The 21065-nt window shown below is 40.1% G+C and carries 23 protein-coding genes; 14 read left to right on the plus strand and 9 right to left on the minus strand.

Features of this window, described 5'->3' with window-relative positions:
* The first annotated feature begins 14 nt into the window (after positions 1 to 14).
* The 6 genes from MLE13_RS15065 (at position 15) to MLE13_RS15090 (ending at position 3345) form a co-directional block, all read left to right on the plus strand.
* Complete coding sequence (locus MLE13_RS15065) at positions 15 to 452, plus strand: DUF6115 domain-containing protein (RefSeq protein ID WP_240750522.1); 438 nt, start codon at positions 15 to 17, stop codon at positions 450 to 452.
* Positions 453 to 890, plus strand: a complete 438-nt coding sequence (locus MLE13_RS15070; protein ID WP_240750524.1) for a YaaR family protein — start codon at positions 453 to 455, stop codon at positions 888 to 890.
* Between the two features lie 20 nt (positions 891 to 910).
* Positions 911 to 1261, plus strand: a complete 351-nt coding sequence (locus MLE13_RS15075) for a PilZ domain-containing protein (RefSeq protein WP_240750526.1) — start codon at positions 911 to 913, stop codon at positions 1259 to 1261.
* A gap of 145 nt (positions 1262 to 1406) precedes the next feature.
* Positions 1407 to 2177, plus strand: coding sequence for a hypothetical protein (locus tag MLE13_RS15080; RefSeq protein WP_240750527.1), 771 nt, complete (start codon positions 1407 to 1409; stop codon positions 2175 to 2177).
* A 45-nt stretch (positions 2178 to 2222) separates the two neighbouring features.
* Positions 2223 to 2687, plus strand: coding sequence for a hypothetical protein (locus MLE13_RS15085; RefSeq protein ID WP_240750528.1), 465 nt, complete (start codon positions 2223 to 2225; stop codon positions 2685 to 2687).
* Positions 2688 to 2712: 25 nt separating this feature from the next.
* Positions 2713 to 3345 (plus strand): NUDIX hydrolase, encoded by a 633-nt coding sequence (locus MLE13_RS15090; RefSeq protein WP_240750530.1) that lies wholly within the window; start codon positions 2713 to 2715, stop codon positions 3343 to 3345.
* Positions 3346 to 3650: 305 nt separating this feature from the next.
* On the opposite strand, the gene MLE13_RS15095 is transcribed toward MLE13_RS15090, so the two are convergent.
* Entirely contained in the window at positions 3651 to 4022 is a 372-nt protein-coding gene (locus MLE13_RS15095; protein WP_240750532.1) for a DUF3899 domain-containing protein, read from the minus strand.
* A gap of 136 nt (positions 4023 to 4158) precedes the next feature.
* Between MLE13_RS15095 and MLE13_RS15100 the strand changes: the two genes are divergently transcribed.
* The 4 genes from MLE13_RS15100 (at position 4159) to MLE13_RS15115 (ending at position 9101) form a co-directional block, all read left to right on the plus strand.
* Positions 4159 to 5802 carry a peptide ABC transporter substrate-binding protein gene (locus MLE13_RS15100; protein WP_240750534.1) on the plus strand — a complete coding sequence of 548 codons (1644 nt, stop codon included), beginning with the start codon at positions 4159 to 4161 and terminating at the stop codon, positions 5800 to 5802.
* A gap of 269 nt (positions 5803 to 6071) precedes the next feature.
* Positions 6072 to 7001 (plus strand): ABC transporter permease, encoded by a 930-nt coding sequence (locus tag MLE13_RS15105; RefSeq protein WP_240750536.1) that lies wholly within the window; start codon positions 6072 to 6074, stop codon positions 6999 to 7001.
* The gene (opp3C, locus tag MLE13_RS15110; RefSeq protein WP_240750538.1) at positions 6998 to 8056 is read left to right on the plus strand and encodes an oligopeptide ABC transporter permease; all 1059 of its coding nucleotides are present in this window, start codon (positions 6998 to 7000) and stop codon (positions 8054 to 8056) included. The genes MLE13_RS15105 and opp3C overlap by 4 nt, the downstream gene beginning before the upstream one ends.
* A 13-nt stretch (positions 8057 to 8069) precedes the next feature.
* Complete coding sequence (locus MLE13_RS15115; protein ID WP_240750540.1) at positions 8070 to 9101, plus strand: ABC transporter ATP-binding protein; 1032 nt, start codon at positions 8070 to 8072, stop codon at positions 9099 to 9101.
* A 71-nt stretch (positions 9102 to 9172) separates the two neighbouring features.
* On the opposite strand, the gene MLE13_RS15120 is transcribed toward MLE13_RS15115, so the two are convergent.
* The 5 genes from MLE13_RS15120 to MLE13_RS15140 all read right to left on the minus strand — a co-directional run bounded on the left by MLE13_RS15120 (position 9173) and on the right by MLE13_RS15140 (position 13939).
* Positions 9173 to 10378, minus strand: coding sequence for an NRAMP family divalent metal transporter (locus MLE13_RS15120; protein WP_240750542.1), 1206 nt, complete (start codon positions 10376 to 10378; stop codon positions 9173 to 9175).
* Positions 10379 to 10399: 21 nt separating this feature from the next.
* A complete protein-coding gene (locus MLE13_RS15125) occupies positions 10400 to 11170 on the minus strand; it encodes a LamB/YcsF family protein (RefSeq protein WP_240750544.1) in 771 nt (256 codons plus the stop codon).
* Positions 11167 to 12147 (minus strand): biotin-dependent carboxyltransferase family protein, encoded by a 981-nt coding sequence (locus tag MLE13_RS15130; RefSeq protein WP_240750545.1) that lies wholly within the window; start codon positions 12145 to 12147, stop codon positions 11167 to 11169. Before MLE13_RS15130 ends, MLE13_RS15125 begins: the two co-directional genes overlap by 4 nt.
* Positions 12131 to 12829, minus strand: a complete 699-nt coding sequence (pxpB, locus tag MLE13_RS15135) for a 5-oxoprolinase subunit PxpB (protein WP_240750546.1) — start codon at positions 12827 to 12829, stop codon at positions 12131 to 12133. Before pxpB ends, MLE13_RS15130 begins: the two co-directional genes overlap by 17 nt.
* 261 nt (positions 12830 to 13090) lie before the next feature.
* On the minus strand, positions 13091 to 13939 hold the full coding sequence (locus MLE13_RS15140) for a transporter substrate-binding domain-containing protein (RefSeq protein WP_240750547.1): 849 nt from the start codon (positions 13937 to 13939) through the stop codon (positions 13091 to 13093).
* A 289-nt stretch (positions 13940 to 14228) separates the two neighbouring features.
* Between MLE13_RS15140 and MLE13_RS15145 the strand changes: the two genes are divergently transcribed.
* Both MLE13_RS15145 and MLE13_RS15150 read left to right on the plus strand, forming a co-directional pair.
* The gene (locus tag MLE13_RS15145; RefSeq protein WP_240750549.1) at positions 14229 to 15146 is read left to right on the plus strand and encodes an ABC transporter ATP-binding protein; all 918 of its coding nucleotides are present in this window, start codon (positions 14229 to 14231) and stop codon (positions 15144 to 15146) included.
* Positions 15146 to 16756: an ABC transporter permease gene (locus tag MLE13_RS15150; RefSeq protein WP_240750551.1), complete on the plus strand. Its 1611-nt coding sequence runs from the start codon at positions 15146 to 15148 to the stop codon at positions 16754 to 16756. Before MLE13_RS15145 ends, MLE13_RS15150 begins: the two co-directional genes overlap by 1 nt.
* A 47-nt stretch (positions 16757 to 16803) precedes the next feature.
* Here MLE13_RS15150 and MLE13_RS15155 read toward each other — a convergent pair whose 3' ends face one another.
* Both MLE13_RS15155 and MLE13_RS15160 read right to left on the minus strand, forming a co-directional pair.
* Positions 16804 to 17496, minus strand: coding sequence for an LrgB family protein (locus MLE13_RS15155; RefSeq protein WP_240750553.1), 693 nt, complete (start codon positions 17494 to 17496; stop codon positions 16804 to 16806).
* Positions 17496 to 17861, minus strand: coding sequence for a CidA/LrgA family protein (locus tag MLE13_RS15160; protein ID WP_240750555.1), 366 nt, complete (start codon positions 17859 to 17861; stop codon positions 17496 to 17498). The genes MLE13_RS15155 and MLE13_RS15160 overlap by 1 nt, the downstream gene beginning before the upstream one ends.
* A 517-nt stretch (positions 17862 to 18378) precedes the next feature.
* Here MLE13_RS15160 and brnQ point away from each other — a divergent pair.
* Positions 18379 to 19749: a branched-chain amino acid transport system II carrier protein gene (gene brnQ, locus MLE13_RS15165; protein WP_240750557.1), complete on the plus strand. Its 1371-nt coding sequence runs from the start codon at positions 18379 to 18381 to the stop codon at positions 19747 to 19749.
* A 94-nt stretch (positions 19750 to 19843) separates the two neighbouring features.
* On the opposite strand, the gene MLE13_RS15170 is transcribed toward brnQ, so the two are convergent.
* Complete coding sequence (locus MLE13_RS15170) at positions 19844 to 20506, minus strand: GntR family transcriptional regulator (protein WP_008431812.1); 663 nt, start codon at positions 20504 to 20506, stop codon at positions 19844 to 19846.
* Positions 20507 to 20688: 182 nt separating this feature from the next.
* Between MLE13_RS15170 and MLE13_RS15175 the strand changes: the two genes are divergently transcribed.
* On the plus strand, positions 20689 to 21045 hold the full coding sequence (locus MLE13_RS15175; protein ID WP_240750559.1) for an STAS/SEC14 domain-containing protein: 357 nt from the start codon (positions 20689 to 20691) through the stop codon (positions 21043 to 21045).
* Positions 21046 to 21065 lie beyond the last annotated feature (20 nt).

Here is a 21065-nt window from a genome sequence, read left to right on the forward strand (position 1 = left end):
TGGGGGCCAAAGTGATGACAATGGAATATTTATTAATTGCCGCGAGTATTTTTCTGTTGTTGCTAAATCTCTTGTTGATGCTGACAGTCAAAAGTAAGAGAACCGATGAGGGCTCAGATGGAGTCTATGAAAGCATGGCCAATTTTGTAACGCAACTCGAAGAAGAAAACAATGAACTTTACGATAAATTGATTACTTATATAAAAAGTAGTGAAATGCAACTATCAGAACGGATCAAACAATTGGAAAAAAGAGATGTTTCAACGTTTCTTGAGAAAGCCATGCCCTATGAAACTTCTATAGAGATAGACAAAATTATGCAACTTTCTAAACAAGGATTTTCTTCTAAGCAAATTGCTAAAGTGCTACAAATTGATTATGGCAAAGTAGATCTTATTGTTCATATGAACAGCATGAAGCGGGGCAATTACAAAGGAAACGGGGTGTTGTAATTGCGCATTGATAGCCAAACTGCCATTCAGAATGAGAGAATTTCCAAACAACTAACTAGCAATAAAGCGAATACGCCTTTCTCAACCGCTATGAACAAGTCTCAGTCAAAATTACATCACGACTCATTAAACCGCTTAATGGACCATGTAGACAAACAAGGGCAGAAGCTAGCAAATCAGCGGACTTTTGAAAACTTGATCAGTTACAAACAAGCCGTAAAACAATTTGTAAGCGAATCTGTTCAATATGGCCTGCATCTATCAGATGAACAAAGCCATACCCCAGGTGGTAGTATTAGACCGCAACAAATTGTAAAAATAATAGATAAAAAATTAATTGATATTCAAGACCAGATATTGGATAATGAAAAAGAAGGTATCGGTACTTTAGATCTAGTTGGAGAAATCAAAGGTTTGCTCATTAACTTATATATGTGAGCAAGGATGGAGAGGGCGAAATGTCGGAAAATCGTCGAGAATTTTTTCGAGTTATTTTCAATCAAGCTTTGAGTGGGAAAGTTTCAGTATATGGTGGTAGTTTTTTACCGATTCAGATTTATGATGTAAGTGCAGGGGGGCTAGTATTTTCTTCTCCTCTAAACCTCCCAATAGGAGAAAGCGTAAGTTGTAGCTTTGAATTACTAGAGAAAGACTTTTTGCTTGAAGGATCCATTGTGCGAAAAGCAACAGGAGTAGATGTAGTGGAATGCGGAGTAGAATTTGCTGTGAACCAAGGAGCATCTTCAGAGTTATTCAAGCAACTAAACTATTATCAAATTCGTCAACGTAAAAGTTTATTGGAGGATTAACTTCACCACCTCAAAAAAGAGCAGGCCATGTGCCTGTTCTTTTTTGTTTCATAAAATTAGATAGAAAGTGGTTTTCCTTGCGAGAAGGAATTTCTAAAGAAAAAATAGAAGTAATAGCCAAGCGAATAAGAAAAAGAAGGTGGAAATGATAGAAGCACCAGCAGCAATTCTTACGGTATGGCACCAGTTTGATGGCTTTCCAATGGAGACGTTGACCAAGGCTTGGTACTACCAGCGCTCAGGCAAAAATAAACAACGTAGCGTGGAACAAATGCAGGCACATTACCATCAGTACAAGATTACAGGAAATTGTTTTGATTTGGCGATTTGGTTGCTATCAGCTTTTGATGCGGCCGGGATAAAAGCATATCCAATAGGCAGCCACTTGAAAACGGAACAAGCTCATGCAGCCATACTAGCTGAAGATCAGTCTGGTCGGAGATTTTTATGTGATTTGGGGGACCAATGGATTCAACCGATCTTAATCGACTTTACGAGTGAAGCGTTTGATAGCAATAAACAGACGGGTTTTTTCCCGGGAGCGGAAGTGCAAGTACGGCCGGTTGAAAAAGGATTTGAGATTGTGTATTTTCGACCGAATGGCAAAAAATCTAGTCAAGTTTATATGACAGAACCCATTGAACGTGAATACTTTTGGGAAGCAGCCGAATATTCGCAACATCATATCCGTCCGGAGCCGCTAGTAGAAGTTCGACTACAGGGAAAAGGTGAAACCGTCCATTGGGAATTTGACAATTGGCAAAGCTTTTTAAGTACGAATACAGGGCTGTATCTTGATTTACCTTTTGAGACGTTAGAAGATTGGATAGAAAGAATTCATGAAAAAACACATTATGATAAAGAATTTTTACTTGAGGCTTTGAGTTATTATAAACAACTAAAAAACAATGAATAATAGCATCCATAAGCTGCAGAAAGAAAAGGGCAGGTGAATCAATGTATGGAACTTAAAACACAATTGCAGTTTGAACTGACAGAGTTTGCAGACGATCGAGGAGAAGAACGAATACCGGCTATTGGCAACTATGATTATTGGCTCTTGCTGATGGAGTATTTTATAGCCAAATCCGATAGTTTTGAAATTCATTGTTGGAATGAAGAAGTGGTCGCCATTGAAGAGTTTACGTCAAATGTGCCAGGACTGTTTGAAATCACTAAAAAAGAAGGCATGACTATTTTTACTGGTGTACTAACAGTTGAAATCGCCGAATTTTTGATCACGCGCCCTATGAATCGAGAAAAGAGGCTGGCATGGTTTTCCGTGTTTTTAAGTAATGGAGAGCAACATGTTTTCTCTTCAGAGCATTGGGGAACTGAATTTTTTGTGCCGGATGTAACGGAAGAAGATTTGTTGTTTATCAAACATGTTGCACCAGACGACACTCTTTTTAATCAATACACTTAATACAATCGAAAATGAGGCAATAAGAATGGAGACAGAAAAATTACGTATTTACGATGAACATAGAGTGGCACAAGGCATAGCTAGTCGACAGACCATTCATGAGCAAGGCTATTGGCACGAAACTTTTCACTGTTGGGTGATTGGTCGCGAGGACGATAAGGATCTGATTTACTTGCAGTTACGCAGTGACAACAAAAAGGACTTTCCAGGTCTTTTTGATATTACAGCTGCAGGACATCTATTAGCTGATGAATCAGTTAAAGACGGCATTCGGGAAGTACGTGAAGAGCTTGGACTAAAAGTAAGCTTTAACGAGCTAATCCCTCTTGGAACCATTAAAGACCAACTAGCAATAGGCGATTTTCTAGACAATGAGCACTGCCATTGCTTCTTATATCACAAAAATGACAACCATGACGAAACGTTTGAGTTACAAAAAGAAGAAGTATCCGGTATGGCAAAAGTGGATTTTAGAGAATTGGTTGCTTTAGTTGTAGGAGAAAAAGAAAGAGTGGCAGTTAGAGGATTTATGTCAACGCTAAAAGGAAGACGGGATTTTAAGAAAGAGATTGGTTTAACCGATTTAGTACCGCATAGCTCTCCTTACTGGCAGAATATAATTGAGCAAATCGAGTTGGTATTAACCCGACGGTCTTAACGAATACAAGGACACATCCTCTTGATAGGTTGTGCCAGCTTAAAGACAAAAGGAGTATTGAGGTGAACTTGATCTTCTGTCCTATCTATACTTTAATCGTCTGAGATACGCCTATTTGTATGGACGCTAGCGATGGCGCGTCACGGGGTAGACGAAGCAAGAAGACAGGTGTTTTTCCTGGCTTTTTGCGGGAGTCATCCCCAAAGCGGCCAGCGCGGCTTTATTCTCCTACATTGTACAAAAAGACTTTATCTACAGTCTTAAGGCACAACCTCTTGGGAGGTTGTGCCTTTTTATCTATCCAATCAACTCAAGAAATAGATAGCGGAAGAAACAAGTAAACTACCAATACTAAAGAGTAGCCCAACTTGCAAAAAAGCTGATCGGTTAGGAAATTCTTTCCGAAAACTTACAGATTCCAAAAAACGTTTTTCACTTTCTCGAATGAGTTGATCTTTTTTATTTGTTTTTGCGAAAAAGTTTCGAGTGCTTTTTACGAACGCTGTAAAAAACTGACCTTCGATCAATACCATCATCGAATAAATCATAATTAATAAAAGTCCAGTTAAAAATAAAGCGTCAAACCAAGTCGCAAGAGTCCATTGCCTATATAGAAAGAAAGATAAAACGAACGAAGCGCTTAACGAAATAAAGAATAAAATAAGTTTGAAATTCATGTGAATTGTTCCTTTCTGGTGTCAATTAAAGATTACCATGCATTATATATATTTGAAAATTTAAACATCTTGTTGCCTAATTGTACAATAACAATTATGATTAATAGGAATTATCAAAATAATTGGGGGTAGGAATATGTGGAGAGATAGAAAAACACAAATTTTCATGGTCATGATTGCATTTGTTTTATTTTTAGCAGGTTGTAACTTTAATTCTTCAGACAGTTCAAATGAAGAAAGTGGCGGCTCAGAAGAGGACGCTGGACAAGTATTAAACATCTCAACTACAGCAGACATCCCTACTTTAGATTCTACAAAAGCACATGACGGAATCGCCTTTACGGTATTGAATAACGTCAATGAAGGTCTTTACCGCCAAGACGAAAACCATGAACCAATTGAAGCTTTAGTAACAGAACATACAGAAAACGAGGACAAAACTGTCCATACGTTTACTTTGCGCGATTCGAACTGGACTAACGGAGAACCAGTTACTGCACAAGATTTTGAGTATGCTTGGAAACGCGTGATGAAAGATGCAAGTCCATATAGTTTTATGTTCGTCACAGCAGGTATTAAAAATGCTGAAGCAATCATGAACGAAGAAATGGATGCAGAAGAATTGGGAGTAAAAGCAATTGATGAGAAGACATTGGAAGTTACATTAGAAGCGGCTAACCCATTGTTCCAATCATTAATGACATTCCCAACTTTCTTGCCTCAAAACCAGAAATTTGTTGAAGAGCAAGGCGATCAATATGCATTAGAAGCAGAAAATATCTTGTTCAACGGACCATTCACATTAGTGGACTGGACGCATGACCAAGGTTGGAAATACGAAAAGAACGAAGACTACTGGGATGCAGATACGGTTAAGTTAGACGCTATTAATGCATACGTTGTAAAAGACCCAGCAGCAGGTATCAACTTATATGAAACAAACAAAGTGGACCGAATTGTATTAAGTTCAGAAGCAGTTGATCAAAACAAAGACGACGAAAACTTTGAAACAATTTTAGAGCCAGAAGTCTTTTTCCTTCGCTTTAACCATAACCACCCGGTATTAGGAAACGAAAACATTCGCAAGGCAGTTAATATGGCAATTGACAAAGAAAGTTTGACAGAAGTTATTTTGAAAGACGGCTCTACTGCATTAAACGGTGTTGTTCCAAAAGGCTTCTTTAAATCTCCAGCAGGAGAAGATTTCCGTGATTTAAACGGAGATTTTAACACAGGCACAGTTGAAGAAGCACAAAAACTGTGGGAACAAGGACTTAAAGAAACTGGAGTAACAGATGTAACTGTCTCTATCAACATTGCGGACTCAGAAGACCACAAAAAAGTAGCTGAGTATATTCAAGCGCAATTGAAAGACAATCTTCCAGGGTTTAACTTAGACATAAAAGCGGTGCCATTTGCTCAACGTCTAGAAATCGAAAAAGCAATTGAATATGATTTGTCTCTATCTTCATGGGGACCAGATTATAGCGATCCAATGACTTACTTGGATATGTGGTTAGAAGGCGGATCAGCTAACCGTATGGATTATTCAAATGAAAAAATTCAGGAATTGGTCGCATCAGCAAGAACGGAAACGGATCTTGAGAAACGTTACCAAATGTTGTTGGACATTGAAAAAGTCTTGTTAGAAGAAGATGCGGCAATCGCACCTCTTTACCAAGGTGGAACAGCTGTATTGATGAGAAGTAAAATTAAAAATCTATTAGTGCACCCAACAGGCGCATCATTCTCTTACAAATGGGTGACGATCGAAGAATAAAACAGGTTTGCAGCTTATAGATACGAGGGTGTAGCCGGTTAACCGGGCACCCTCGTATTTTTGATAGTTTAAGAGATTGTGAATTTATTAGAATCAACAATAATCACCCATTTTTTCGCTTTTTAGCATCTCAAGCTATTTAGGATATGAAGCAAACTAGCGGAGACTCCCGCAGGAAAGCGGAGCTAGTTTGCGGAATACCTAGAGCAAAATCATTCTGACGATAAACTACACGAGCGTAATTCACCCTATAGAACTGAGGTGTTCACATGACACGTTATTTACTACAGCGAATTGGCTTTATGCTTATTACGCTTTTCATTATTGTCACAGCAACTTTTTTCTTAATGCAGCTCTTACCAGGGACACCGTTTACTAATCCTGAAAAGCTAACTGATAGCCAATTGACGATTTTAAATGCCAAATACGGACTGGATCAGCCGGTCGCCATGCAATACATACAGTACATTGGGAACTTGCTTCAAGGTGACTTGGGGTATTCGTTCCAACATGAGGGACGGACCGTTACAAGCATGATCAGCGGCCGAATTGGGCCATCCGCATTTATCGGCTTGCAAGCTTTAGTAATTGGCGCCATCATGGGACTATTGTTAGGAATCGTTTCTGCTTTAAAACATAACTCTATTTTAGATTATGGTTCTGTAACGTTGGCCGTATTGGGAATGTCGATTCCTTCTTTTGTCTTTGCGGCGTTGCTGCAATATTATGTCGGCGTTAAATTGGGCTGGTTGCCTGTGGCTTTATGGGAAGGCTACTCCAGTACGCTGTTACCATCCATCGCATTGTCTGTGACAGTCACAGCAACTGTTGCCAGGTTTATCCGCAGTGAAATGCTCGAAGTAATCGGACAAGACTATATTATTACGGCTAGAGCAAAAGGATTAAAAGAAAATCAAGTAATGGTTAAGCACGTGATCCGCAATGCGTTAATACCGGTTGTAACGATGTTAGGGCCACTAGCGGTATCAATTATGACAGGAACGTTGGTTATCGAAAAAATATTTGCGGTACCCGGACTAGGTGAACAATTCACGTTATCGATTCTGGTGCTCGATTATAGCGTAATTATGGGAATTACAATCTTTTATAGTGCATTGTTTATTTTTGTGGTCTTTGTTGTAGATATTATTTACAGCTTATTGGATCCACGCATTAATTATAAGGGGGGAGCAGCATGACTAAAAATACACCAAACCTTCCTCCACACCAAGATTTACAAGTTCAAAATCAATATGCTTATGATGAAATTCCATCAGATTTATTTGTGAAAGCACCACTTGATCACCGAAAGAGTGAAGAAATCGGTACGCCTGCAGTCTCTTTTTGGAAAGAAGCGTTTCAACGGCTAATTAAGAATAGAGGAGCGATGATTTCATTAATATTGCTCGTTTCCTTAATTGTTTTAGCGTTAATTGGACCTGGAATGAACGAGTTTTCTTATCGTGAACAAAATTTAACACATTCTAATTTACCACCAAAAATTGAGGGCTTAGAGTGGGTGGGCTTTAATGGCTTGAACTCACAAGGCGTCGATCAGTATGCAGAACGAGATGTTCAGATCAATTATTGGTTTGGAACTGATGAATTTGGTCGTGATCTTTGGACACGCGTTTGGAGAGGTACTCAAATTTCGCTGTTTATCGCTTTAGTGGCAGCTGCACTCGATTTAGTGATTGGCGTTATTTACGGCGGTATTTCTTCCTTTTACGGAGGTCGCATAGATAATGTGATGCAGCGAATCATCGAAATTTTGATGGGGATTCCGAACTTGATCGTGATCATTTTATTTATTTTAGTGTTAGAGCCGGGGATTACATCTATTATTTTAGCGATGGTCATTACCGGGTGGGTTGGAATGGCGCGTGTCGTGCGCGGTCAGGTGTTGCAGTTGAAAGGTCAAGAGTTTGTATTGGCTTCACGCACACTAGGGGCTTCAAACCCGAGACTCATTTCTAAACATCTTTTACCGAATGTCATGGGACCGATTATTGTCACAGTGATGTTCACGATTCCAACCGCAATTTTCTTTGAAGCGTTTTTAAGCTTTATCGGACTTGGCTTACAGGCGCCACTCGCATCTCTCGGCGTACTGATTGAAGATGGCTACAAATCCATGCGTTATTTCCCGTATAAGTTAATTTTCCCGGCCTTGGTGATCAGCATCATCATGATTTCTTTCAATTTGCTTGGCGATGGACTGCGTGATGCATTAGATCCGAAAATGAGAAAATAAAGGAGTTCCGACCATGACCAATACCATTTTGACAGTCGAAGATTTGCATGTAGCGTTTAAAACTCAACACGGTAAACTGACAGCGGTACGGGGCGTGAACTTTGAGTTGAAAAAAGGAGAAACACTGGCGATTGTTGGAGAGTCGGGTTCGGGTAAATCCGTAACAGCGAAATCCATTATGCAATTGTTACCAAAAGCGACGACCGAAGTGACAAAAGGCGATATTCATTATAATGGTGAAAGTTTATTGAAGATGTCGAAAAACCAAATCACCGATTTACGGGGTTCGGAAATTTCGATGGTGTTTCAAGACCCCATGACTTCATTAAATCCGACAATGAAAGTCGGGAAACAGATTATGGAAGGCGTACAGCGTCATGAACGCTTAACAAAAGCTCAGGCGCGTGAACGCGCGTTAGATATGTTAAAACTAGTTGGAATTCCACAAGCAGAAAGCCGGCTCGATAACTACCCTCACCAGTTTTCGGGAGGAATGAGGCAACGTGTTGTAATAGCATTAGCACTTGCTTGTAACCCGAAAGTGTTGATTGCGGATGAACCGACGACTGCTTTGGATGTCACGATTCAAGCGCAAATTCTTGAATTGATGAAAGACCTGCAAAAGAAAACCGACACGGCCATTATTTTAATCACTCATGACTTGGGTGTGGTGGCCAACATGGCAGATCGTGTGGCTGTAATGTACGGTGGCAAAATTGTCGAGCAAGGAACATTAGATGAAATTTTCTATAGCCCAAAGCATCCTTATACACTCGGACTTTTACGTTCGATGCCTAAATTAAATGAAGATCGCGGTCAGCCGTTAATGCCGATTGCCGGTTCGCCACCTAACTTAGCGACGCTTGGAGAAGGTTGTGCATTTGCCGCGAGGTGTCCGCATACGATGGCGGTATGCCATACGTATACCCCACGCGATACAGTGTCGGAAACAGGGCATTCTGTGGCTTGTTGGTTACAAGATTCACGCGTATCTAAAGAAGTGGATAAAACAGAACTTGTAGAGTCAGGAAATTCTTCAACTTAATAGACATGACAAAAAAACCAGGGACGCCTCGATTAGGCTTTCCTGGTTTTATTGTTTTAAGTAGATTTATATTATTTAAATAATGCCGGTATCCCATTCATCAATGTGTAAATTCCCATCCATGCCATGGAAACGACAATGACGATACCGAAAATCGTCATCCATAACGGGTGTTTGTAGTCGCCAACAATTTTAACTTTGTGTGCAGCAATCAACATAACGCCAAGTGCAATCGGTAAAATCAAGCCGTTGACCGATCCAACGAGAACTAAAATCAATACAGGTTTTCCAATAATAACAAAAACGGCTGTAGAGATAATGATAAAGCTGATGGTCAACAAACGGTGGTATTTCTCTAAAGCTGGGCTAAATGAACGGATAAACGACACAGATGTGTAAGCAGCACCGACAACAGAGGTTACAGCTGCAGCCCACATAACAATTCCGAACATTTTATAGCCGATGTTACCAGCAGCAAGTTGGAAGACCGAAGCAGGCGGGTTGTCTGGATCTAGAGAAAGACCTTGCGATACGACCCCTAATACCGCTAAAAATAAAATAATACGCATCAGTGAGGCAATCGCGATTGCATAAATCGAGCTTCTCGTGACTTCTGGTAATGCGGCTTTGCCGGTCAGTCCTGCGTCAATCAATCGGTGACCACCCGCAAAGGTGATGTAACCACCGACTGTACCACCGACTAAAGTGACAATGGCAAAGATGTCGATGTTATCAGGTATAAATGTTTTTGCAATTGCTTCACCAACAGGTGGTTGAGCGGTAATCATGACGTACACCGTTAAGGCGATCATGACGAAACCAAGAATTTGTGCAAAACGGTCCATCGCACGCCCTGCTTCTTTTACAACAAAAATTCCGATGGCGAGCACACCACTTAAAATAGCCCCGGTTTTTGGATCGATTCCAAACAAGACGTTTGTACCGAGTCCAGCACCGCCGATGTTCCCAATATTAAAGGCAAGACCGCCCATCACAACGAGTAAAGAAAGGAAATAACCGAGACCGGGTAAAACATCATTGGCAATGTCTTGAGCTCGTTTACCCGAAACGGCGATGATGCGCCAAATATTTGTTTGCGCACCGATATCAATAATAATCGAAATTAAAATAACAAAGCCGAAAGAAGCCAGTAAGGTCTCTGTGAAAACCGTTGTTTGTGTTAAAAAGCCGGGCCCAATCGCTGACGTAGCCATTAGGAAAGCAGCGCCAAGTAAGACGCTGCGGTTCGTGTTTTTCATTTTCGGTTTACTCTTCATCAAACTCCTCCTAATTAGGTATTAAACAAATTCACTTACTTTTACGATGTCGATATCCGTCTCTTTTAATGACTTTGAAATTTGAATGGCAAAATCTAGAGCGTGGATCCCGTCACCGTGAATGCAAATGGTGTCTGCTTGTAGCGAAGCATCTGTTTGATTGACAGTCGCGACTTTATGTTCTTTCACCATCCGAATAACTTGGTTGATAGCGATTTTGGAATCTGTGATTAAGGCATTGTTTTGTGTTCTTGGCGTTAACGAGCCATCTTGTTGATATGTGCGATCTGAGAATACTTCATTGGCTGTGCGCAGTCCGATTTTCTTTCCAGCTGTCACAATCTCACTGCCAGACAGTCCAAACAGCACAAGCTCTGGGTCAATTTTATAAACCGCTTCTGCAATTGCTTCTGACAACGCGGCATCTTTTACAGCCATATTGTATAAAGCACCATGCGCTTTCACGTGTTGCAATTGTCCGCCTTCTGCTTTAACAAAACCTGACAACGCACCAATTTGATAAACGACCAAGTCATAAGCTTCTTGAGGAGACAATGCTAAGTTACGACGCCCAAAGCCGACTAAGTCTTGAAGTCCTGGATGTGCACCAATGCCAACATTTTTCTCGAGCGCTAATTTGACCGTTTTTCGCATCGTTGTTGGGTCGCCTGCATGAAAGCCACAAGCGATGTTCGCAGACGTTACGTAATCGAGAATTTCTTCATCGTTGCCCATTTTATAAGCACCAAAACTTTCTCCCATGTCGCAGTTTAAATCTACTTTATACGTCATTTCCATTCCTCCTGTTTTAATTGAATTGAGGCTTTTATTTCACGAATGTGTTGTTCTTGTTCGATCAAACGTTGTTGTGCGTCAGCTAAGGAGATTTCCTTGAAGCGTAAACTTTGTCCTTGTTTTAATTGAGCAATCAGGGGTAAGTCGACAGATGCAACTTGCCCGATTTTCGGATAACCACCTGTCGTTTGGCGGTCGGCCATTAAGATAATTGGGTTGCCATCAATCGGAACTTGAACAGAACCAAACGCAACCGCCTCTGAAATCAATTCAGTAGGGTTTTCTAAAGACAGATTTGGACCTTCTAACCGGTAACCCATGCGATCAGAGTTGCCAGATACGGTAAAAGCTTCCGTGAAAATTTGTTCTTTACTAGAATCATTAAACAGCTCAAATTGCTTTCCTTTAATCATCCGGATAATTGGTTCTTCAAAATAGCGAACGGGCGGGACAAGCCAATCAAATTCAGTTTCGCTGTTTCGATTTAAGGCTTTAACTTGTAAAAGAGTCATCTCGTCACTATGTATTTCATCGCCTTTTGCTAAAGAGCGTCCTTGAAACCCGCCGATTCCAGCACGTAAATAGGTAGAGCGGCTGCCCATCAATTCTTCGACCTTAATCCCACCAGCAACTGCCAAATAACAGCGTGCACCTATACGAGGCTCACCAAACGTTAGGGTACTGTCTTTTTTCACGACGAGCATTCGCCACGTTTTTATAGCGGTGCCATCCATTTTAGGGCTTAAATCTCCGCCACATAAGGCGATGAGTGTATCCTCGGTAAATTGAATTTTGGGTCCAACTAATGAAATTTCAAGCGTCGCAAACCGTTCGTCGTTCCCGACGAGCAAATTAGCTAAACGATGCGCGAAGGGGTCCATCACACCGCTTGCAATGACACCATACTTTTGGAATCCGGTACGGCCTAAGTCTTGAACCGAAGTTTGCAAGCCACCTTTAAGTATTTTCAGCATTTGGCTCTTCCTCCCATGCATAATACGCTCTTTCTGAAATTTCCTTGAAAATAATTTTGTCTCCTGCACGGAGCAAGCTCGGAATAGCATCTTCAGGTCGGAACAGTCGAATTGGAGTTCTTCCAATCAGCTGCCAACCGCCAGGAGTTTCAATTGGATAAGCACCGGTTTGATTGCCAGCAATGCCGACTGTGCGCTCTGGAATACGAAGGCGCGGCGAATCGCGGCGAGGCGCTGCAATTTTTTCAGACATGCCCCCGATAAATGGGAAGCCTGGAGCAAAGCCAATCATATGAACGGAATAATCTCCAGATGTATGAATATCGATCACTTCGCGTGGTGTTAAGTTGTTATGTTGTGCGACAAATTCCAAATCGGGTCCGAATTCACCACCGTAACAGACGGGAATTTCAATGGTTCTTGATTGGATGAGGAGATCTTCACCTAATTGTTCTAAAAGTTCTTCAATTTCCGTTTTCACAACAGCGTATGTTGCTACACACGGATCGTAAAAAACGGATACGGTAATAAAAGCCGGAATTACTTCAATCAACCATTCTGGTTGTCGACTTTCTAGAAGGACAGAAAGTTTCCGTACTTGTTTTTCAGTTTCTTCATCGATTTTATTGCCAAGTTCAACCGCAATCGCCTGGTCACCCAGCGGCGAAAAAGAAGCTTTCATCAACATCCCTCCATATCCAGATAATTCTTACTTATTCATTCTAGTATACGAGTTAGCTAGGTGTACAGGATAGATTAGAAAGGCGCAAATCCTGTTTGGACAGTATTTCCTATCATTTGGACAGTATTTAATCTCATTCGGACAGTATTTCGAGTGATATGGACAGTATTGCTCATTATTCGGACAGTATATCCAATAAGTGGGAAAAATGACCGGTTTACATCAAAAAAAGCTGCTCAAATGATGAGCAGCTTTTGTATATTATTCTTCAATATTCACTTTTTGAGTTACATCGGCGCCGTTAAAGAATTCAGCAGAGATTTCAGCAATTGTGCCGTCTTCAAGCATTTCTTCAATCACACGGTTTACGTTGTCAGCAAGTTCTGAGTTGTCTTTGTTCATGACAACGCCAACTTCAGAAGGGCTGTATTTCAAGTCTGGGTGGATGGTGATTTCTAGCTCTGGAAATGCAGCTAGCGCTAAAGTTTGTAGGTAATAGTCATTTAAAATGACGTCTGTACGCCCGATTGCAACATCGCGCAAGTAAGTTTCGTTTGTTGCGTTGTCGTAAACTACTTCTTCAGCGCCGTATTCACGAGCCATTTGCATATAAACAGAAGTTGAAGCACCTGCAGCTTTTTTGCCTTCTAAATCTTCTAGCGTTTCAATTCCTGACAAATCTCCTGAACGAACAATGGCTGTTCCGTAAGAGTATTTAAATGGCGTTGAGAAGATGAAGTTTTCTTCGCGGTCTCCTGTGATTTCGATGTCGTTAGATGCAAGATCAACTTGTCCTGTTTGAACAGAAGTTAACATTTCATCAAAACCAAGTTCTGTGAACTCAATTTCTAGTTCAAGGCGCTCTCCAATTTCACGGACAACTTCTACTTCAAATCCCGTTAACTCATCAGAGCCTTCAGAACGGTAAGATGTAGGAAATAATGTACCTGATGTGGCAACAGTTAAGCTGCCTTCTTCTTGGATTTCATCCCAAGCTGATTTTTCTTCTTCTGTAGCTGTATCTTCTTCATTTCCACAAGCGCTCAAAAGCGATAAGATCGCAAGACCGGCAACTATGGACAATTTTTTACTCCAAAATAATTTTTTCAACGGTAATTCCTCCTATAGTTTTTATAGCTTATAAAACATAGCATTATTGAAGAGCGGAGACAACATGTTCACTACTAATTTATCAATAAAAACTAACATTTTATTAATAGGCTGAAAAATCAGATAATTAAGTCTGTATTGTTGACCGAGTTGGTCGAGGGTTGTATTCTAAAATAGAACAAGTCCGTGAAAAAAATGACCGCGTTGGGTTTGGAATCATATTGGGTAAGGTTTACGAATATCTTGATATTCACAAGAAAAGCTTTTACACCGGTAAGGAGGAAGAATCATGACAGTTTTAAGAACGGTCGATTTGACGAAAAAATTTGGTGATTTTGCAGCGTTGGATAAAGTGAATATAGAAGTAGACGAAGGCGAAGTGTATGGATTTATCGGACCCAATGGCTCAGGGAAATCGACAACTTTGCGTGTTCTTCTTGGTATTTTAAAAGCGACAGAAGGACGGGCTGAAATTTTTGGCAAAGATTCATGGAAAGATGCAGTGGAAATTCATAAGCGTGTAGCATACGTGCCAGGCGAAGTTAGCTTGTGGCCAAATTTAACAGGTGGCGAAGTTATTGATTTGTTGGTTAAATTGCGCGGTGGCAATTCTTCTCACCGTCGAGAAGAATTAATTCAGAAATTTGATTTGGATCCGAGCAAGAAATGCCGAACGTATTCCAAAGGGAATCGTCAAAAAGTGGCATTGATTGCAGCGCTGTCATCGGATGTCGATTTGTATATATTAGACGAACCAACTTCTGGTCTCGATCCTTTGATGGAACGAACCTTTCAAGAATACATCATTGAAGAGAAAAAGCAGGGCAAAAGTATTTTATTATCTAGCCATATTTTGTCTGAAGTCGAAAAGCTTTGCGACAAAGTGGCGATTATTCGCGAAGGAAAAATTATTGAAACAGGGACATTAAAAGATCTTCGTCATTTGACGGGAACGATTTTGTTGGTAGAGACGAAAGAGCCGATTTTGGATTTGGCTGGAATAAGAGGAGTCAGCGGCATTCAACCAAGAGGAAATGCGATGTCTTTCCAAGTAGATAGCGGAGAAGTGGCTTATGTAATTAGTTATATTAGTCAGTTTGGAATTGTCCGCATCGAAAGCTCACCGCCGACATTGGAACAATTATTTATGCGTCATTACGAAGTCAGTGATAAAACCACAGGAATAGGAGCAGGGGGTGAAGCTTAATGAATCGGCACCTCTTTGAAGGTACAAGAACATTGATCCGATTTATTCTACGGCGGGATCGTCTGCGATTACCAATTTGGCTTGTATCGTTTATCTCGATTTCGGTGATTGTGGCGATAGCCTTTGCGGGACTATATCAAACCAATGCAGAAAGACTGGCTATAGCTGAGACCATGCAAAATCCTGCCGTGATTGCCATGCTTGGTCCAGGCTATGGCTATGGTCTCAAAAATTATCCGATTGGGGCGATAACGGCTCACGAAATGCTGTTGATGACTGCGATTGTGGTTGGCTTAATGAATATCTTGTTGATAATCCGCCATACACGGACAGATGAAGAAGATGGCCGCATCGAAATGGTTCGTTCTTTACCGGTAGGAAGGCTGTCTAATTTGCTATCCGTTTTAGTCGTGTTAACGGGTGTGAATATCTTGTTGGCGTTATTGCTTGGATTTTCATTAACGGTTCTAGGAATAGAAGGAATGGGGCTTGAAGGATCGCTCCTATACGGTTCAGCTTTAGGCGCAAGTGGACTGATTTTTGCAGGGGTGGCTGCTATTTCTGCTCAATTGTCTTCAAATGCTAGAAGTACATTAGGGTTAGCGTTTACCGTTTTGTTAGCAGCTTATATCATCCGTGTAATAGGTGACTTGAGAAATGAAACATTGTCATGGTTTTCACCACTTAGCTGGGTTTTACGAACAGAAGTCTATGTCAATAATTATTGGTGGCCAATTTTATTGACCGTATTGGTAGCATTGCTATTAATGGGGTTAGCTTTATACCTCAATTCAATTAGAGATTTAGGTTCAGGTTTTATCCCTTCACGATCAGGAAAAGAAAAAGCTTCAAAAACGCTTCTCAGTTCGTTCGGTTTGGTTTTTCGGCTTCAACGAACCGGTCTGATCGTTTGGGGAATTGGCCTGTTAGTTGTTGGCGTTATATATGGTTCGCTTTTTGGAGAACTAGAAACCTATTTTGATCAAATCGACCTGATGCAGCAAATGGTTATTTTAGTAGAAGGATTTTCGTTAACCGAACAATTTATCCCATTGCTTATGTCGATCATCGCTATTTTATCTACGATCCCCGTATTAATGTCGATTTTAAAAGTGAAAACAGAAGAAAAAAACGACCGACTCGAACATCTTATAAGTCGGGCGGTTTCTAGAAACCGACTTATGGGCAGTTACTTAACTATGTCGATTTTGACAGGATTTGTTATGTTGACCTTATCGTCTGTTGGTTTGGGTGTGATGGGAAATATAGTAATGGAGGAAAATCTGTCGCTTGGCATATACTATAGTGCGGCAATGGTTTACTTTCCGGCAATCCTTACTATGATAGGGATAGCGGTATTATTGTTTGGGTGGGCTTCTAAATGGACAGGTCTGGTATGGCTATATTTAGCTTTGGCATTTTTCATCGTCTATATGGGAAGCTTGTTCCAATTTGAAGACTGGGTGGAAAAACTAACGCCATTTGGCTATATCGCTAAGTTCCCGATTGAAGAAATGAACTATTGGAGTGCATCAATTATGGTTACGTTAGCCATTATTTTAATAATAGTCGGCATGATTGGCTTTAATCGTAGAGATATTGGAAGGTGAAAAAAACCCTTTTTTCCATGTGAAAATGGAAAAAAGGGTTTTGTCTGTTATAGCAATAATAGCCATGCAACAATTGGTCCAAGCAAGGCACCGAGTACAGCGCTTAATGTCATGGCAACAGAGCTCATGGAGGCTTCTTGTTGTCCGTATTCAAACGCTTTTGCCGTGCCCATGCCGTGAGCCGAAGTGCCAAGACCAATGCCTCGACCAATCGCCGAATCAATATGCAACCAAGTTAATAAAGAAGGACCAAGAATATACCCCGTGAAACCGGCTACCATAACAAAAACCGCAGCTAAAGAAGGAATGCCTCCTAAATTGCTGGCCACTTGCATAGCGACTGGTGTTGTTAATGATTTTGGCAAAACTGTCAAAATGAGTTGTTCTGAAAAACGAAATAATTGAGTAAATAAGACGCCACTAACCATACCCACCGTTACCCCTGCAACAATGCCTGAAATAACAGGGATCAAATTTGTGAAAAGCAAATCTCTTTGTTTATAGAGGGGAATTGCTAACGCGACAACTGCCGGACCGAGCAATGTGCCAATCCAACTACCGCCTGTCATATAGGTTTCGTAAGAGACATTAGCGGCTACTAAAATGATGGCAAGAATGGCAGTGGAAGCAAGTACAGGGTTTAATAAGGTTTTGCGATAGCGTAAATAAACTATATTTGTAAGAAAATAAGTAGCTACAGTTAAAATGGCGAAAAAAGCAGCGAGTAAGTTAAATGCCATTAATCGGATCGCTCCTTCCGTTTTGCAGCATATTGACTGACCCAACCAGCTGAAGCCATTGAGAGAAAGGTACTAACTATGACAATCGGAATTAGCAATATCCCTTTTCCCGAAAATAGCTCGCCGTACTCAATAACACCGACGGTAGCGGGGATAAAATAAAGCGGCAAAAAAGCTAAGATGAAATGAGCGCCTGATTCAATCCATTCCAAGCGATAAATTTTTAGCATAAGAGCGACAAACAGCAAAAGAAAACCAATAATACTTCCAGGTAAAGGAATATTGAAGAAATCCTGCAATTGTTCACCAATTAGATAAAATCCAACAATGACAAGAATATGGAGTGAAGTATAAATATATTTCATAAGATACGCCGCCTTTCGGATAGAGTGAGGTGACTACCAATTCTTTCCGTAATAAATTATTTTACAGCATTCTGCTTGAAAAGCGAGAACAGTTGAGCTTCTTTTACAGCTAGTTAAGAAATTAGTAGGAATACTCGAATAAAAAAATAAAAATTACGTTAAAATTTAATAGGAAAATAGAGCGAATACATAAATGAATACCGTATAAATAACATTTTAACTTTCTAACAGCCAATCTATGTGATGGCTCGAAACACTGCTGGGAAAATCAGTAATTTTTCTGATTTTTATGCATATAAAAGTATATGTAGTATATCGAGATAACTTTCGCTTCAATATGAATTAATAAAATAGCAAGAAATTTTAAAAAAATGTCTATCGGAAGGCTTGCATTTCGAATAACATGCTGTATTATTACTTTATGCAATATATCGCAAACTTTTTCAAAAGGAAATGTATTATATTGGAATATATAAAGAACGTATTTTTAGCGTTATCATTTTAGGAGGAATTAGCAGTGGATAGTAAATTATCGTTTAAGTCATATGCAGTAGTAGGAATGATGTTGTTTGCGCTGTTCTTTGGAGCAGGTAACTTAATTTTTCCTGCACAGCTAGGACAATACGCAGGAACGAATGTCTGGATTGCCATTTTTGGCTTCCTAATTACGGGTGTCGGTCTACCTTTACTTGGGATCTTAGCAATTGGTTATTCGAAAAGTAACGATTTGCAAGATTTATCGAGTCGTGTGCATCCGGTTTATGGACTGGTTTTCACGGCGATGTTGTATTTAACAATTGGGCCATTTTTCGCTTTGCCAAGAACTGGTGCTGTATCTTATGAAGTCGGGATTGCACCATTTATTGGTGACGGCAATGCAATAATCGGTTTGCTTATTTTCTCTCTAATCTTTTTTGGGATTTCACTTTTGGTTTCTTTAAACCCAACGAAAATAGTGGATAGTATCGGTAAGATTCTTTCACCAGCTATTTTAGTAACGTTAGGTGTGTTATTGGTCGCAGCTTTTGTTAAACCAATGGGCAATCAAGAAGCACCGCAGCCCGTTTACACGAATGGGGCTTTCTTTACAGGATTTACAGAAGGTTATAACACAATGGATGCACTCGCTTCACTTGTTTTCGGGATCATTGTTATTTCAGCTGTTCGTAAAATGGGCGTAACTTCGCCTAAAGGTGTCCTAATGGCGACCATGAAAAGTGGTATTGTTGCATCAGCATTATTAGCCATTGTTTACACAGGAATTGCTTATTTAGGTTCAACAAGTACAGCCGTTTTAGGTGTGATGGAAACCGGTGGACCTGTGTTGAGCGGTGCTTCGAATTATTACTTCGGAACGTTCGGTGCAACCTTGCTCGCTGTTATCATCATTCTTGCTTGTTTGACAACGGCAATTGGTTTAACGGTAGCTAACGCTGAGTTTTTCCACAAATTGACGCCGAAAGTTAGCTATAAAATGTATGTTATAATTTTCTCTGTCTTTTCATTGGTTGTAACCAATGCAGGACTTTCCAATATTATTACGTATTCGATTCCAGTATTAATGTTCCTATATCCGTTAGCTATTGTATTGATCATATTAGCGTTCGTGTCTCCATTATTTAAACACGCTCAATTGGTGTATGTATCGACTATTGTCGTTACTTTCTTTATCAGTATCATTGACGGATTTAAAACATTGACTTCTTTGTTAGGTGTCGAAAACCCGGTATGGCTTCAGTCAGTAATTGATTTTTACTCGGCAACATTACCGCTTTATAACAATGGACTTGGATGGCTCTTGCCAGCGATTATTGTTATTGCCATTACGACGATGATTGCTCGCAGCAAAAAGAATGTAAAAGTTCAAGCAGCTCAGCAAAATTCATAATGTAAAAGTAAAGGCGGGTCCGAAAATCGGGTTCGCTTCAACATAAAAGCTGTATCAAAAGCAATTGCGCTTTTGATACAGCTTTTTATAATGCTTATATACTTTTTTCTGTAGTAAGTTCATCTATTGTTCGAGCCCAGTTTATTTTCATCAGTTGGGTCACTTTTTCTGGATTTTTCTCTTTTAAAGTTTGGATAATTTCGACATGTTCATCGTAAGAGCTTTTCGTCAACATTAACGAGTGATGGAAAAATTGTCTTCTTACATGTGATTGAAGACTGCTGAGTATCGAGTGGATATAAGGATTATTGGCGGCATCGACAATGATTTGATGAAATTCCTGATCAATTTTCAGAGCGGAAAAACCATCCTGGCTTTCAATGGCTTCAAGAAAGCGTTGGTTTATTTCTTCTAATAAAGTAAATGTGTCTTGATCAAGATTAGGGATGGCTAGTTCTGCTGATAAGGCCTGCAAAACGGCAAGAGGCGGAAGTAAATCTTTAAGGTCACCTTTTTTTATATTCGTAACACGTGTAGCTTTACCAGGAAACATTTCGACGAATCCTTGCACTTCTAATAATTGCAAAGCTTCACGGATAGGGGTTCTGCTTAAGCTCAATGCTTGTGCCAAATCCGTATCGATTAGTTTTTCTTCAGGTTGTAGCGTGCCATCAATAATCCATTGTTGCAATTGAAGGTAGGCACTTTCTTTGGCTGAGACACGGACAGGCTTCGTGTAGTTCACTGGAATAGGCATTGCGAGCTCTCCTTTTCTATTGCTAGATTACTCCTATTATACAGTAATACTCGCTTACGACAAAATATATTATGCAATATATCGGTATACGCCCGAAAACAGTCTACGTGTAGCTGTTTGTTGTGCTTAAAATGGGGAATAATAAAAGTAAGAATAGACTTATATACTGAGGGGGACTAAAAATGCTATCAATCGTACCAAGTAAGGACGTTGAAACCATTGCTATTGAATTTGAAGGTGCAGTAACACATGAAGATGCAATGAAAATTGATAAAATCATTCAAGATAAATACGTAGACAAAGGCCAATTTAATATTTATGCCATTATAAGTGAAGAAAAAGGTGCTTCGTTTCATGGTCTTGAGGAAAGCATCAGGCTACACAAAGAAGCATGGAATCATTTTCATAAATTTGCAGTGATTAGCTCAAGTCATGGAGAAGAACAACTGGTTGAAATGAAACTTCTATTGCCAGATATTGAAGTAAAGTATTTTAAACTAGATGAAATGAATGAAGCATGGGAGTGGATCCAAGAGTAAAAAAAGCGTTTTGCATGATC

The sequence above is a fragment of the Planococcus halocryophilus genome (genome assembly GCF_022489025.1).
Taxonomy (GTDB): Bacteria; Bacillota; Bacilli; order Bacillales_A; family Planococcaceae; genus Planococcus; species Planococcus halocryophilus_A.